Genomic DNA, 15,497 nt, shown 5'->3' on the forward strand with positions numbered 1-15,497 from the left:
GGCGGTGTGTTGTTCTGCCTCTAAAGACCCTCTTCGAACCAAATAATAACCCTGGCGAGTAAACTAAGATTATGCCACGGGAATCAGCTGCTCACAAATCTGAAAGGGCGACGGCGGTGCTTCATGAACTTGTGGCGGCATATCCAACCGCCACTACGGAACTTGTTCATCAATCCCCGTTCGAACTACTTATAGCAACCATCTTGTCTGCTCAAGCAACGGACAAAAGCGTCAATGCAGCCACCCCGTCGCTCTTTAACGCCTATCCCGATGCTCCTAGTCTCTCAACTGCTGAACCAAGTGAAGTTATGAATCATATCCGTACTATCGGGCTTTATAGAACCAAAGCGAAGAATATCGTCCGTACGTCGAGGATTTTATGTGACAACTTTGGGGGAACGGTACCGAATGACTTTGATTCCCTCCTCGGACTGCCTGGTGTAGGCCGTAAAACAGCTAATGTGGTACTTGCTACAGCTTTTGGTAGGCCCGCAATAGCTGTAGACACTCACGTTGGACGGCTAGCAAGACGATTACGCTTCTCTAGCAAGGACAATCCCGATGCTGTAGAAGCTGACTTGGAACGTCTTTTCCCGAAGAAGACCTGGATTTTTTTACACCATGCATTAATTCTTCACGGTCGCCAAATTTGTCACGCTCGATCCCCATCTTGCATATCCTGCCAAATCAAGGAACTTTGCCCTAGTAGGCTCAATTAAGCCAATAGTAGGCTTGTTTGTAACCTCGGAGTACAGGTCATTCTGTTAATCTGTTGTCGATGTTTGATCTTGTCATTATTGGCGCTGGCCCTATTGGGCTTGAAGTAGCTATTTTAGCTAAACGTGCTGGCCTTAATTACTTAGTCGTTGAAAAGGGCAGTATTGTTGAAGCAATCAGAGGCTACCCAACTTACATTACTTTCTTTACTACCTCTGAAAGACTTGAAATTGGCGGCCATCCTCTTATCACTTCGACGGATAAACCCACTCGCAAAGAAGCCCTAGATTACTACCGGAAAGTAGTTCAGAATGAGGCTTTGAATATCCATACTCATACAGAGGTCACTGGGATTGAAAGACAGGAAGGACAATTCGCAATCCGGGTCAAGGCTGGAAAATCTTCTACAGAGGTGATTTCTGCTAGGAAAGTCGTTCTCGCGACAGGCTATTTTGACAATCCCAAGCTTCTAGGCGTACCAGGTGAAGACAGGAAAAACGTTAGTCATTTTTATACTGAAGCTCATCCTTTCTACAACAGAAACATCACTATCATAGGAGCTGGTAGTAGTGCTGCTGATGCAGCTCTGGACCTATTTCACGGTGGTGCAAAAGTCACAATTGTACACCGAGGTTCGGACTTTAGATCGAGTCTTAAATACTGGATCCGACCGAATCTTGAGAATCGAGTTAAAGAAGGATCAATCGCGGTCCATTTTGATACCGTAGTTCGTGAGATTCAATCAAGGGAACTCGTGGCGGAAAAAGATGGCGCCACAATCCACATAGCAACCGACCAGACGTTTGTGCTTACTGGGTATTTCGCCTCTCCTGAATTGTTGAACCAACCCGGAGCTAGCTACGACCCAGTCACCTACGCTGTTACTCTCACTGATAACTTTGAGACTACAGTTCCAGGACTTTACGTAGTTGGTTCTGCCGGCTACGGTATGCGTACTAGTGACGTTTTCATTGAGAATGGAATAGTACACGCTGCAAAGGCTGTTCAACACATAACAACAGCAGATTAAGAGACATAAAGCATCCTGCACAGAATCACTAAGAGCCCTCGAAAACCCATATTAGTACTGTAACCGAGCTTATTAATTCGGTTAAACTTTGGTATGGAATTAAATATACAGTTCTTGGAAAACCTTTTGGCTGCTCCTGGAACAAGTAGCTACGAAAGTAGGCCAGCTCAAGTTTGGCATGAACGTGCGGATGAACTTGGGGCAATAGTTTCCACCGACAGTTACGGCAACGTTTACGCTGCTTTTGGACCAGATTCGGCGCCGACTGTGATGGTTGCAGGCCACATTGACGAGATCGGCCTCATGGTGAGCCACATTGATGAGGGGGGCCTCCTTTTCGTGCAGGAAGTAGGTGGCTGGGATATTCAGCAACTGGTCGGACAACGAGTCCGAGTGGTAGGCCATGGCGGCGAATTAATAGGAGTCATTGGCCGGAATGCAATCCACCTCCTTCGGAAAGATGCAACCAAATCTATTGAAGCAAAAGATCTTTGGGTAGATGTTGGCGCTAATGCCCGGGAAGATTTAGAAGGCCTCGTCCGAACTGGGGATTTCATTGTGCTAGAACAACCTTTTACCCGACTCAGAGACTCGCGTATAAGCTCTAAAGCTCTAGATAATCGTGTCGGCGCGTTCTTGGCTCTGGAGACTTGCGCCATGGCTGTTGACGATTCTTGCAAAAGAGTAGCCGTTGCAACTGTACAGGAGGAAATCGGGGGGATTGGCGCTCGTTCAGCAGCGTTTTCTCTAGCACCCGATCTCGCCGTAGTTATCGACGGCACCCACGCAACTGACACGCCGGGAGTGGACAAGCGACAGGCTGGGGAAAGAGGATTAGGGTCTGGACCAGAACTTTCTGTTGGCTCCTATGTTCACCATGGCCTTCTTGAGAATCTTATTGAGGTAGCTTCTACTGAAGCCATATCTTATACCTTGGGTGCTAATCCACGACGCACCGGAACCGATGCGGATTTCCTGGCTAGCTCCCGGGGAGGGATTCCTACAGTGGTGGTGTCACCACCAATCCGCTACATGCACTCGCCTAACGAAGTGGCAGACCTTAAGGACATTGAGGCGACAGCTAAATTATTGGTAGCGTTCCTTAATCAAGTTGACGATAAAACTTTGCCACGACCACCTCAATAACCGAGAAGTGCCTGAGGCCCTTGCCTTAATCCGGAACGGTAATTTTGTTTTTGGAGTTTAGTGACTTAGATATTACCCTAAAGGATTCGTATAAACCCGAAAGAAGTTTTCTTTCGGGTTTATACGAAGGCGGGAAAAATTCGTGCTCATTGCTAGCCTAAAACTAGATCCTCAGCAGCCGTTTCACATCCGGTATCCAGCTGCCGACGTGATTCAGGAATGCTACCAAGTAGCTAACTACTTGGTAGACTCTTAAACGTCGTCTACTGAGGTCGCCTTACTGACCTCGCGGACCGGATAAACAATGGTCACCAAGAGCCTCCGGATGCTATCGGATTTCTGGATTGCCCTTGATAGGAGTTAACGTTGAGCTTTGGTTTATTAGGGTACTTGGTTTCTGACTTGACTACTTTCGTCATCATATTAGTGGTCATGGTTTTTGCGTTTATGTTCCACAACGTTTTTCAAACCTGGGCAGCCTCTAGGTATGGGGACCCTACACCTCGTATGCATGGATTTCTTTCGTTCGAACCCCAGCAGCACATTAACCCTATGGGGTTAATGTTTTTTGTCCTTTTGGGTTTCGGTTGGCCGAACCAAATTAACCTGAATTCTCAGAGTTTCCGAGGCAGGGGAAGTCAGGAAGCACTGGTTTGGTATGCAGGGCCAATGGCCTACATCATTGTGGCCTTCGCATGTGCTTTGTTAGCTTTTATCTTCCTGTTTTCATTTGAAAACGCTTCCCTACACCGTTCCTTCCTTATCGCTGCTCAAATAGCTACACTCCACGGCATTATCAACCTATTCCCTCTATACCCGTTAGACGGCGGATTCGCACAAATCGCGATCGGTAATCCAACCATGATGCGATTTATGGGTTGGGTAGGCCGGTTCGGACTCCTGGGATTCATAGTCTTCTTTTTATTGATGAACGTTCTTGGTGTTACCCGAGCCTTAATGACTCTTGTCTTCCAAATCTTCGAAATAATTATTAAAGCGATCCCTGGTCTCGGCTAACTCCGTAACGGCCACTACAACAAAAGTCCCGCATGCTGAAGTGTAAAATAAACCCTCAAATTACTGGGCATTAACGATCATATTCATAACGGGAGAGTACACTTCAATAGAGTCCAATAACTTGCTATCGCGGCCTAATTTGCGAATTAAATGTCCGCCACGTCGAACTGCATAAAGGATTCCGTTCACATCAACACCCAAATCAATGAGGGTGTCTTTTGGATCACCATCTACGGACTCTATGGGATAAGAACGCACTACCTTACCTTCCGGAGAAATAAGACGGACCCTACCTCCCATAACATCTGACACGTAGAGGTTGCCACTTTTATCAACAGTTAGACCGTCTAGCAAACGGGTCCTATCCTGCTCAGAGTCAACAAAGAAGGCCCATCTAGTCTCGTAGATTCCATCCACGGTGAATTCCTGAATTTGGCGATTGCCATAATCAAGAACGTAAACGGAGCCATCAGGCCCAACACAGAGATCCCTCGGATTATTGAACAAACCGTTACCCGTACCGCGCCCTCCAAAACTAGAAAGGTGCTCGCCATCGTGAGAAAATCTTTGTACTAAGTGGGTCTCAGAATCAAGCACAAGCACACTATCGTCAGGAATAACAGCTGTAGCTACAGGCTGAAGCAACTCTCCTGAACTCATTCCATAAACACCAAAAGCATCTAATAACGTCCCATCAGGAGCAAGCTTATGAATCATATGATGCCTGTCACTACCTAACCTATCCCCTGGAACAGCTAGAAAGTAATTTCCATTGCTATCTACCGAAACCGACATTGGAGTCGTGGTAAATGATCTTGGGCCTACCCCTATATCCCCTAACGTCTTATAAGGCTCCCCCTGAGAGTCAAGAATGCGCACTACTCCCTGATGACTACTCACAATAAGGACAAGCTGGCTTGTCAGATCAGCTCTAAGTACGTCTTGGACATCATCACGAAGCAAAGTATCCTGAATCTCTCGTAGGGCAGGACGTTCGTTTGGATCTTTAGCGATCATGCGCATTACAAGATGATCCAGGATTCCAGAGATACAGTAATTTACTTGTCGTGGCGAGGGCGGAACCTGAAAACCCTGCTGATGACCTGTCACCTCGGAGATGCCCCCAAAGGCTGTTTGATTAGTTAGCATTTCATATAAGACTAAGCCCAAGCTGTAGATATCACTCCGGTGATCAATCTCCAATCCCCTAGCCTGTTCTGGCGACATATAGATAGGAGTACCACCACGTTGGCCATCAAAACCTCTAGATGTAACATCCTTACCACCAGCAATACCAAAGTCCATGAGTTTCACTGCATCTGAGTTCACGCGAGACGGTTCTCCCACAAACCCACCTTCCTTAATCATAATGTTGGAAGGTTTGATATCGCGATGAATCACACCAGCCCCGTGAATATGATTGAGGGCAGATATTAAGAGCTTAGTAATTTCAATAGCCGTTCCTACATTAAGCTCTTTTGACTCAATGTAGGCGTCAAGGCTACGACCTTCAATGAACTCCATTTCAACATAGTGCTTAACTCCAATCACGCCGTGTTTAAAGGTCTTAACAATGTTGTTGTGGTCAAGATATCCAACCACCTCAGCCTCACGGTGAAAACGGCGTAGATAATCTTCATCTTTCCCGTACCGACCGACAGGTATCTTGAGAGCTACAACCTGTCCGTCTGAATCCCTAAACGCGCGATACACATTAGCCATACCTCCTGAGCCCACATGTTTAACCTCGTGGTATCCAGGAAACAGGAGCGGGTCTGCAAAATTAACGTTCTTTCTAAGATATTCTTTAGCTTCACGATTAAAGTTCCATTGACCAGGGGTCAACCGATTACTCTCCCAGAACAATTGCACAATGAAAGCCAGCAGAACAAGGACTAAGGTGTACCCAGCAAGATAAAGAATTGGGCCTGTGTGATTAACGCCAAATATTATAAAAGCACCGATTATGGCAAAAACACTGATTATGAAGGTTTTTTGTGAGCTTTGGTTCCGCCATAAGATCAAAGTAAAAGCCAATAACAGGGCACTGAGAAGGAAAATCACGCGCTAACCCTGAAAATAACGCAATTGTTGTTGCGCTGGTAACTCCGTAAAAGGATGGGAAACAAGAATGAAACATGTCATATCACAACCAGCCTCTAAAACATCGGCAATCCCGCCTAGATCAATGGCTTGTGACATTACCCAAAGAGCATACCCTTTCCTGAAGTTCTAACCAGCCGAAAAACAATCTCTCAACACCTTAAAATTGTATTGAAAGCAAACCATCTAGCCACTAATCCCCAGTTATGTTTTTGGAAGCCTGAACGTTTGTTAGTTAGTTCTTGGCCTAGGTCGTTTAACCGTTTCCAAGTAAGGATAGTGAGTAAGTAGACGCCTATAATCACGAAAAAGTTCAACAGCTTCTTTGGTTCCCTTAGGGAGTTCTTTAATCCGGAAATAAGAAAGTTGTCCTTCGCCAAAACCAAAAGTTGGTGTCCCAAAAACGTCTTTCTCAACAGCCCTATGGTGTTCTTGAGCAAGAACAGTGCGCCACTCTGGATTAGATAGGTCATCACGAAACTGCGCAAGATGGAGTTCTGCGGATTCCGCAACATCTAAGACAGTGTCCCAATCAAAAGACCTATGATCTCGATGTCGGGCTCGAAGAAGTCTTAGCCGAAAAGCGTCGTGGAGAACTTTACCCTGTTTTCGTGCCGCACAACTCGCCAAAAACGGAAGCAAACCCTTAGCCCCACTTTCATCCTCAGGGTCAATCCGCTCATTCCAAATCTGCCATTGATCCTCACCACGATAATTTGATTGGTAAAGACTAAAGTGCAACCAAGTAAACTCTAACTCTAGTTCATCCTGTACGCTAACTGCCACTTCGGCCCCTCGCCAAGCGAAGGGACACGTATAGTCAAAAAATACCGTAACAGGTTGTCTCATTAAAGACATTACAGCCTGTCAAAAAAGACTTTGGCGTAGCTCGGACGACAAGCCCGAAAAACCATTTTGTTTTTGTCAACGCGGAAAAAACACTCATCAGAACGCTTCTGCTATCCTAGATACAGTTTGAGATGGCCACCGCAGGCCTTTGGAAATTCTGAACACTAATGAAACCCAAACAGGGGTATCTCGTTCTGCGTTTACCTCACCGGGTCTAAGGAGAAATCATGTCGGACAACCTCGAAGATTCAGTTGTCTTTGAACACCTCAATTATGAAATCGAGGGGAAAATTGCGATTTTGACGCTCTCGCGACCTGAAGTGTTAAACGCAATTAATGAGGCGCTACTGATGGAACTTGGTCTTGCCCTGCAGCTGGTAGAGGCAGATGTAGAGGTTCGCGCCCTTGTCGTTACTGGGGAGGGTAGAGCTTTTGGTGCTGGTGCTGACATCGTGGACCTAACCAAAATTAACGACGCCTTTAGCGGTCGAGAAGCTTCTCTGGCCGGCCAGGAAATCATGAATTCTTTGGCAAGTACAACATTTCCTACCATTGCTGCGATCGATGGCTTTGCTCTCGGCGGAGCCTTAGAATTGGCATTAGCCTGTGATCTAAGGATAGCTTCGCCGGAAACCCGCTTAGGGTTTCCAGAAGTCGGCTTAGGTCTAATCCCTTGTTATGGAGGGACCCAGCGCCTTTCACGATTAGTTGGCCTTAGCCCTGCCTTAGACATGATTCTTACGGGCCGACAAATCACTGCTAAAGAAGCACTACAAATCGGTCTAGTCAATCGGATTTCAGAAGAAACCCTCCAAACCGCACTAGAAATAGCTAACATCGTTGCTCGTAATGCCCCGATAGCTCTAGGTTTGGCCAAAGAGGCCGTTGTAAGGGGATTAGACGTAACGCTAGATGAAGGATTAGAAATCGAGGCTGACCTATTCGGTTTAGTCACAACCACCAACGATTACCGGGAGGGCACCAATGCCTTTATCGAAAAGAGGAACGCCAAATTTCAAGGCGAGTAACCCATTTTGGGCATAACAACCAACTAGCTTCAACCTCATAGATATTGTAACTAGTTGCCACTTGACTGGGGTCCCTTGGTATTGGTTGAGGTTGAGTACATATACTCTACCTGACGACCTAATTCCAATCTGCTTTAGTTAAAAATAATTAGGAGTAGACAACTGAGCCTAAACAAACGGTGAGCTGTGAACGTAGAGCAACAAGTCCCGACCGTGCTTAAATCAGGTATGCCGTTTCGTATCCGCATTTCACTTGCTATCATTCTTGCCTTGACGCTTACCGTGGTAATCGGCCCTTTTCTTATACCAGCACCTGACCTAGAAGGAACGGTTCCTGCCGCCCAATTAGCAGACGAAGAAAGTCAATTCATTGAACTTGCCGGGCTAACAGTCCATTACAAAACATCTTCCCGGCAATCTGTCGGACAAGGACCAATTTTCTTGTTCTTGCATGGCTTTGCCTCAACCTTATACAGCTGGCACGAAGTAATGGATGCCCTAGGGCAAACAGGTTGGTCAATCTCTCTTGATCGTCCTGCTTTCGGGCTCACTGAACGACCGAAGGGAGGAACTTGGAAAAACAGCAACGTCTATTCCCCGAGGGGACAGGTTGAGTTATCTGTTCATCTCCTAGATGCCCTTGGTGTTGATTCTGCAGTAATTGTTGGTCATTCATCAGGCGGTGCGCTTGCTACTAAATTTGCTTTGGATTACCCAGACCGAATCGATGGCCTAATTCTCGTAGGTCCCGCCATTATTCGTGAGGGTGGCGCCCCGTTATGGACGCGTCCTTTGCTTTTCACCCCACAACTAAATAGGGTTGGTCCTCTGTTAATGAGGCAGCTTAGTGGCACTGCTGGTTCAACCTTTGTTCAATCTGCTTGGAGCAATCCTAGTCTGATTGACGACGACACCATCGAAGCCTATCAGAAAGGAATTAAGGTGAACAATTGGGATCGAGCCCTTTGGGAATTCACCCGCACGAATCAGCGCCTGAATTTGTTTGACAACCTCGATGAGATTAAGATTCCTACCTTAGTCATAGCAGGATCAGACGACAAGATTGTTTCAATAGAAGACTCAGAACAGGTTGCTCAGGCGATACCAGGCTCGACATTTGAGATTCTAATCGGGTGTGGTCACATTCCCCAGGAAGAGTGCCCCAACTCCTTCATTAAGGTTGTGCAGGAATGGCTTACAGGAGAGGAAAAGGTACCGTAACTAGAAAGTTGATCAGAATCGAGTAGATTTATTTGGGTAAAGAGGAATTGCTGAAATTAGCGGAACCCAACTAACTAAGTTCTATACCTAGCGCAAGAGCTTCGCCGCCCCCAATGCAAATCGTAGCTATCCCTCTGGACTCCTGCCTCTGTTTCAGCGCATGAAGTAAGGTAACAAGTATTCGGGCTCCTGAAGCCCCGATTGGGTGTCCCAGTGCAACTGAGCCACCGTGTACGTTAACGCGATCGCTTAAGAGGTTTAGTTCTTTAGTAACAGCCATCGGTACTACACTGAACGCCTCGTTAATCTCAAAAAGATCAACTGAATCTGGAGTCCAGCTAAGCCGACTAAATAGTGACTCTATAGCTCCTACGGGGGCTGTAGTAAACCATTCAGGAGTATGCGCGTTCCCAGAGTACCCACAAATCTTTGCCTCAATTGTTAAGCCTAATTCACGAGCAACGGTCGCTTCGGCGATAACGACAGCTGCTGCGCCATCATTGAGGGTAGAAGCGTTAGCGGCAGTAATAGTTCCGTCCTTTTCGAACGCTGGACGTAAAGCAGGAATTCTAGCGAAATCAACCTTGGCTGGACTCTCGTCCTCAAATACAGTCTGGGTAGCACCTTTGTACCCTTTAGCTTCTGTAGGGACAATTTCTTCCGAAAAATAACCTTCTGTTATGGCCTGTTGAGCCCTTCGATACGATTCAATCGCATAAACATCTTGTTGTTCTCTCGAAAATCCGTATCGTTCTGCACAAAGTTCTGCACAAGAACCCATGTGGATATCATTATAGACGTCCCACAAGCCATCCTTAATTATCGAATCAACTATCTCTCCATCTCCCAAGGGCCAACCTTTTCTCGCGCCTAGGAGCAAGTGGGGTGAATTGGACATAGACTCCATTCCCCCAGCAACCACAATTGAAGCATCGCCCACTGCTATAGCTCTAACAGCTTGGATGATGGCTTCAAGCCCACTACCGCACATTTTATTCAGGGTAACCGTCGGTATGGTATCTGGTAAGCCTGAGTAAAGCGCTACCTGCCGAGCTGGCGCCTGCCCCAAGCCCGCCGAAAGCACATTTCCAAACACCACTAAATCAATACAATCAGGATCAATACCTGCCTGATTAACAGCTCCATGGAGAACTATAGAACCAAGCTCTGGGGCAGTAACACTAGCCAATCGTCCCTGGAACGCCCCAATAGGGGTCCGTTTCGCTGATGCAATTACAATATCCATCTATACATCCCTTTCACAAAACCAGCTAGTAGCATATTTACTTCCACCGTCTAGGTCCTTAATTAATGTATACAGAAAAACATAACCCACCTAAAAATAAAAATTAGTGATTGACTTCGCCGCACCAGGAATTCACGCGAAAGACATACCCGGAGTGGTCCTGCAATTAGTTAGGTAGTAATCCCACTAATCACGTGCATTCACAACGCGTCCTGACCACAGTCGCAATAATGTAAACTGGGCAATAAGTGATTAAATTTATACTGATCCTTTCAATAAGGTCACTAAATTGAGTAGTTGCCGTCATATCTATAAGGTACCTACAAAAGGAAAACTTGTCCCACTCGATAGGTTTGTTAGTTGCACGATACACACGATGTGTGAGTCGATATTGGAAGGGGACTGAAGTTATCGAACGGGTGCATGGTAACGTTTCAGGCCTAAGAAATAATCATTTAAAGCGCCTAAGTAATCTTTACCGTAGAAAAGTACCCCCGTCAACCACAGTTACCATTGCTTTAGCTCGGGCTATGGCTGAAATATCACGAGAGATTGGAAGGGGCGTAGTACTACTTATTGACCGTCGAGGTCGCGTAGTGACGGTGGCAGTAGGTGACGCCAATGACGCTCCTATCCCGCAACGGTTCGGGGAGGTTGGATCGAGACTCTCGGGACTCCGACTAATTCACAGTCATTTAAAGCTTGGTGGCCTGAGTCCAGATGACCTGACAACTCTGTTTCTTAATCGACTAGATGCCCTGGTCGCGTTCGATACCCTATCATCGGCAAATGGTGGAATTGAATTGGGACAAGCTCATTTTGCTCAAATAGCACCGCCCACTTCAAGCGAAGAAGACTGGATTGTTGACCCGCCAACTCAACTTGGATATTTAGAGCAAGGCGATGTTCTGGAACGCATTCGGGCTCTAGAGGAAGAACTTACTAGATCAAGAAAAGCTCGAGATGTAGGTAGCTCTAGTGAAGAAAGAGCCATCTTGGTAGGCTTGGAAAGTGGGGAAGGAACGTTTGAAGCTGAATCAAGACTAGCAGAACTAGAGGAATTAACACGAAGTGCAGGCGGTAAGATTGCTGGTAAAAGCCTGCAGCACCGGAAAACCATAAACCCTAAGACCTTGATTGGTCTAGGTAAACTACAAGAGCTAGTTTCCTTGGCGTATCACGAGGATGCAGATTTACTAGTTTTTGATAGGGAGCTTTCCCCAGGTCAGGCTAGAGAGATAGAAAGTTTTACGAGATTAAAGGTGCTAGACAGAACTCAAGTTATTCTAGATATTTTTGCGCAGAACGCTCGAGGTCGTGAGGCTCAAGTTCAGGTTGAACTCTCTCAACTCAATTATCAACTGACCCGGCTTTCTGGCCGAGGTAGTCAGATGAGTCGTCTTGGCGGTGGCATTGGTACTAGAGGTCCCGGGGAAACCAAGTTAGAGGTAGATCGTCGTCGTATCAGAACCCGCATTTCTGCGCTCGAAACTGAAGTGGACAGCATTAGTCGGCAGCGGTCCGAAACTCGTAAGAATCGACGTCGTGGACGTACACCTGTCATTGCTCTTGTGGGTTACACGAATGCTGGTAAAAGTACGCTTTTTAATGTCGTCTCGAAGTCTAATGCATTGGCCCGCAACAAGCTCTTCAGTACTCTCCGGCCAACAACTAAAGAGGGTTGGTTGCCTGATCTTGGGGAGTGGGGTGCCAAAGTACTGTACACGGATACTGTTGGCTTCATTCGAGATTTGCCTGATGAACTTAGAGATGCTTTCCGAGCCACGTTAGCAGAACTACACGAGGCAGATTTACTTCTTCATGTGGTTGATGCAGCTATACCAGGTGCACCCGATAGAGTCGACGCGGTAAACCGGATACTCGATGACCTAGATCTAGACCCACCACGTTACATTGTCTTAAACAAAGCTGATGCTGCTGATCAGAAAGTAATTATTCAACTCAGACAACGTTACGGGGCCTCTGTCGTTTCGGCAGCTACAAAAAACGGTTTGGATAATCTCAAATCCGAATTAGCTACTCAACTTAACCAGAGTGGCGTACATTCAACTGGTTTTTCCAACAAGAAATACGCGTACTCTGGGTTCATAACGAGCGCTGACTAAAAACCCTTTAAGTCCATGGAAGTTTAGATCTCTTGTCCCAGTAAACTTCAGCTTGTTCAGCGATTGATCTGAGGTCATTGAGAGTAAAATCGTCAAGCACAATTTCCGTGGCGCCAAGATTATCTTCAAGCTGATCCACGGTAATAGCTCCCAAAAGAACAACGTCTACCCAAGGTTGTGCCAAAACAACTGCTAGAGCAAGCTTAGAGATAGTGGTGTTAGTGGTTACTGCTGCACGCCTCAATGTTTCTAGTGACTCATGAGGTAAGTGTTTACTACCTCGACCAGTAAGACGGCCGTTTGCTAGAGCTTCTTTCACTATCACCACCACACCCGACTTATGGGCTTCAGCTAGAACATTTCCCACTGATGATTCCAGGATATTCCAAGTCGCTTGGACCGTATCAAAAAGAGGTTCGCCTCCTACTTCTATGCTGAGTGCGTACTCTAAAGTACTCACCTGGTCTGGGCCAGTTAATGAGAGGCCAATAGCCACGCCATTCTCATTGCGAAGGTCAAATAACATCTCACGCACAGTGACATCTCCAAGGACTCCACTCATTAGGGTTGCAGAATGAATTTGGTATAAATCTAAATTAGAACCAAGCAACGTTTTAGTTTCATTCCATTGTCGTTGGAGCTGAGCTAAGCTTAGGTCCTTCTGTTCATGGACGGCAGCAGTAATCTGCCAATCCGCAGTATAGGTGTAACCCCATTTAGATCCTATGGTTATTTCATCACTGGCCCTTGGATTACGTGAAATCCATGTGGCTAGGAAATCTTCAGCCCTCCCGTACGAGCGGGCTACATCAAAATATCTAACGCCCCCTTTATAAGCTCTATCGAGCAAAAGGAGTGCACGCTGCTCCATAGCGTCGAAACTAGGATCTTCCACATCAATCCCATGGTTGATAGTAATGTAGCCCGGACGACCGATAGCAGCCATACCAAACCCAAGACGTGATTTCCTTAGGCTGCTTCTAATCGCACTACCCAACGTTATACTCCTTCATTGTTAATCGTAAATTAAGGTCTGTACGGCGGCAAGAGTATTCCGCCTAAGTTGTCCAAGTGTAATCCAATGAGCTGTTATGGGTTTACCATGGGGCATGCCCTTCTCAAATCTCCGGCACTTTATACGTCTTCTGGAGACTCGTAGTGACCTTAAGCGCATCCAAGAATCTGTTTCTCCAAACCTGGAAATCGCTGCTATTACGGATCAAATCACGAAAGCTGGAGGTCCGGCTTTATTTTTTGAGAAAGTTGATGGCTCTGATCTTCCCGTAGTCATTAATCTTTTCGGATCACCACAGAGAATGGCGTGGGCATTAGGCATAAACCATCTAGACGAATTAGGTGATCGTCTTCGTAACCTCCTTGACGTAAAGCTGGGAAATGGCCTAATCGGGCTCGCGGCTAATTTCCCTAAATTACGTAACTTAACGTCACTTCCCCCAAGACTAGTTCGTAAAGGTCCAGTGCAGGAAAGAGTCTTCCGAGACGATGCAGTAGATCTTCGTCGCCTTCCCGTACTTACCTGTTGGCCGGGAGATGGCGGTCCTTTCGTAACTTTGCCGCTGGTAATTACAAGGGATCCACTTGATGGTGAAGTTAACGTCGGGATGTATAGAATGCAGATCTTTGACCGCAACACAACTGGGATGCATTGGCAGCGCCATAAGACAGGTGCAAGGCATTTAGAAAACGCCCGTAAAGCAGGCAAGAAACTAGAAGTAGCTGTTGCTTTGGGGGGCGATCCAGCCCTGATTTACGCTGCTACAGCCCCCTTACCACCGGTGCCGGGACTTAATGAATTTGCATTAACTGGTTACCTTAGAGGGAAGTCAGTTGAACTCACTCGGGCCGTCACAGTAGATCTTGACGTACCTGCTCAAGCTGAAATTATTTTGGAGGGGTACGTGGATCCTGAGGAGGCTTGGCAAGCGGAGGGGCCATTTGGAGACCACACGGGATTTTACACGCTCCAAGATCTTTACCCTTTGTTTCACGTCACTGCAATCACCATGCGCCAAGACGCCATTTACCCAGCAACGATAGTGGGTAAACCCCCGATGGAAGATGCTTACTTTATTGAGGCGAGCGAGAAGCTATTTAAGGTACCAGCGCAGTTAATCCTGCCTGAGATCGTGGACTATCACATGCCACCCGCTGGAATTGCCCATAATCTGGTTAACGTACGTATCAACAAGCAATACCCCGGACAGGCTTTCAAAGTTGCTAATGGGTTGCTTGGACTCGGGCAGATGATGTTCGCTAAAGTAATTCTAGTAACAGACGAAAAGGTCGCCCCACAGAATCACCTAGAGTTCTGGCGAGCCGTACTGAAGAATGTCACGCCGGGACGTCACCAGCAATACGCAAAAGGTCCGATTGACGTTCTAGATCACTCAAGTAGGTCATGGAGCTACGGCAGTAAGATTATTCTTGATGGCACACGAAAACACCGTGAAGAAGGCTTAAATCAAGAATGGGAACCTAACCCTACCCGTACTTATCAAGAGCTACCTGAACACAACGAAATACTGGACCAATACCAACTCGCAGGCGGGTTCTGGTTCATTACCATCCACAAATCAAGAGCAGGACAAGGCCATCAAATTGGTGAATGGGCTGCTAACCAACTTGAAGCTGAAGGAGTAAAAATAATAGCAGTGCTTGACGATCTAACCGACCCAACTAATTTCGAAGACTGCATATGGACCCTGTTAAACAACATTGATCCGGAACGAGACATTAAGGTTGTAGAAGAATCACCCCTCACACCAGTATTCTTAATAGATGGCACCCCAAAAATCCAAGCAGAGGGGTTTACTAGAGAATGGCCCGAAAAGATCATGATGGCACCTGAAATAATTGATCGCGTCTCCCCTTTAGTCAAAACAATATTGCAGGAAGATGTACCTCTATAACAAGGATTATCAATAGTGAAAAACTTTCGTCCTAAAGTTATTTGTTACCTAACGTTCCTCACCCTAGGTATCTTCGGTGGTAGT

General features: G+C 46.5%; 12 protein-coding genes. 8 read left to right on the plus strand and 4 right to left on the minus strand.

All coding sequences use genetic code 11. From position 1 onward, the window contains the following. Positions 1-71 precede the first annotated feature (71 nt). From nth to CMO31_07850, 4 genes are all read left to right on the plus strand, one after another. Positions 72-719, plus strand: coding sequence for an endonuclease III (nth, locus tag CMO31_07835; GenBank protein ID MAZ53901.1), 648 nt, complete (start codon positions 72-74; stop codon positions 717-719). A 59-nt stretch (positions 720-778) separates the two neighbouring features. Beyond that, complete coding sequence (locus CMO31_07840) at positions 779-1,747, plus strand: pyridine nucleotide-disulfide oxidoreductase (GenBank protein ID MAZ53902.1); 969 nt, start codon at positions 779-781, stop codon at positions 1,745-1,747. 93 nt (positions 1,748-1,840) lie between these two features. Then, positions 1,841-2,893, plus strand: a complete 1,053-nt coding sequence (locus CMO31_07845) for an endoglucanase (protein MAZ53903.1) — start codon at positions 1,841-1,843, stop codon at positions 2,891-2,893. 366 nt (positions 2,894-3,259) lie between these two features. After that, positions 3,260-3,910 (plus strand): hypothetical protein, encoded by a 651-nt coding sequence (locus CMO31_07850; GenBank protein MAZ53904.1) that lies wholly within the window; start codon positions 3,260-3,262, stop codon positions 3,908-3,910. Positions 3,911-3,970: 60 nt separating this feature from the next. On the opposite strand, the gene CMO31_07855 is transcribed toward CMO31_07850, so the two are convergent. Both CMO31_07855 and CMO31_07860 read right to left on the minus strand, forming a co-directional pair. Further along, complete coding sequence (locus CMO31_07855) at positions 3,971-5,974, minus strand: serine/threonine protein kinase (GenBank protein MAZ53905.1); 2,004 nt, start codon at positions 5,972-5,974, stop codon at positions 3,971-3,973. Positions 5,975-6,244: 270 nt separating this feature from the next. After that, positions 6,245-6,871, minus strand: a complete 627-nt coding sequence (locus CMO31_07860) for a hypothetical protein (GenBank protein ID MAZ53906.1) — start codon at positions 6,869-6,871, stop codon at positions 6,245-6,247. 218 nt (positions 6,872-7,089) lie between these two features. On the opposite strand from CMO31_07860, the gene CMO31_07865 reads away from it, so the two are divergent. Together CMO31_07865 and CMO31_07870 are read left to right on the plus strand one after the other, a co-directional pair. After that, a complete protein-coding gene (locus tag CMO31_07865; GenBank protein MAZ53907.1) occupies positions 7,090-7,890 on the plus strand; it encodes an enoyl-CoA hydratase in 801 nt (266 codons plus the stop codon). Between the two features lie 186 nt (positions 7,891-8,076). Further along, positions 8,077-9,111, plus strand: coding sequence for a hypothetical protein (locus CMO31_07870; GenBank protein ID MAZ53908.1), 1,035 nt, complete (start codon positions 8,077-8,079; stop codon positions 9,109-9,111). 70 nt (positions 9,112-9,181) lie between these two features. Here CMO31_07870 and CMO31_07875 read toward each other — a convergent pair whose 3' ends face one another. Further along, entirely contained in the window at positions 9,182-10,357 is a 1,176-nt protein-coding gene (locus CMO31_07875) for an acetyl-CoA C-acyltransferase (GenBank protein ID MAZ53909.1), read from the minus strand. Between the two features lie 410 nt (positions 10,358-10,767). Between CMO31_07875 and hflX the strand changes: the two genes are divergently transcribed. Further along, positions 10,768-12,483 carry a GTPase HflX gene (gene hflX, locus CMO31_07880; GenBank protein ID MAZ53910.1) on the plus strand — a complete coding sequence of 572 codons (1,716 nt, stop codon included), beginning with the start codon at positions 10,768-10,770 and terminating at the stop codon, positions 12,481-12,483. 7 nt (positions 12,484-12,490) lie between these two features. Here hflX and CMO31_07885 read toward each other — a convergent pair whose 3' ends face one another. Then, positions 12,491-13,429: an aldo/keto reductase gene (locus CMO31_07885; protein ID MAZ53911.1), complete on the minus strand. Its 939-nt coding sequence runs from the start codon at positions 13,427-13,429 to the stop codon at positions 12,491-12,493. A 163-nt stretch (positions 13,430-13,592) separates the two neighbouring features. On the opposite strand from CMO31_07885, the gene CMO31_07890 reads away from it, so the two are divergent. After that, on the plus strand, positions 13,593-15,413 hold the full coding sequence (locus CMO31_07890) for a menaquinone biosynthesis decarboxylase (protein ID MAZ53912.1): 1,821 nt from the start codon (positions 13,593-13,595) through the stop codon (positions 15,411-15,413). The last annotated feature ends 84 nt before the right edge of the window (positions 15,414-15,497 follow it).

Source organism: Trueperaceae bacterium (assembly GCA_002707365.1).
Lineage (GTDB): Bacteria > Deinococcota > Deinococci > Deinococcales > Trueperaceae > UBA6957.

Coding starts and splice junctions, on each gene's coding strand:
- CMO31_07890 (MAZ53912.1), top strand. CDS start 13,593: ATGCCCTTCTCAAATCTCCGGCACTTTATACGTCTTCTGGAGACTCGT.
- nth (MAZ53901.1), top strand. CDS start 72: ATGCCACGGGAATCAGCTGCTCACAAATCTGAAAGGGCGACGGCGGTG.
- CMO31_07875 (MAZ53909.1), bottom strand. CDS start 10,357: ATGGATATTGTAATTGCATCAGCGAAACGGACCCCTATTGGGGCGTTC.
- CMO31_07885 (MAZ53911.1), bottom strand. CDS start 13,429: ATGGCTGCTATCGGTCGTCCGGGCTACATTACTATCAACCATGGGATT.
- CMO31_07840 (MAZ53902.1), top strand. CDS start 779: ATGTTTGATCTTGTCATTATTGGCGCTGGCCCTATTGGGCTTGAAGTA.
- CMO31_07865 (MAZ53907.1), top strand. CDS start 7,090: ATGTCGGACAACCTCGAAGATTCAGTTGTCTTTGAACACCTCAATTAT.
- CMO31_07860 (MAZ53906.1), bottom strand. CDS start 6,871: ATGTCTTTAATGAGACAACCTGTTACGGTATTTTTTGACTATACGTGT.
- CMO31_07845 (MAZ53903.1), top strand. CDS start 1,841: ATGGAATTAAATATACAGTTCTTGGAAAACCTTTTGGCTGCTCCTGGA.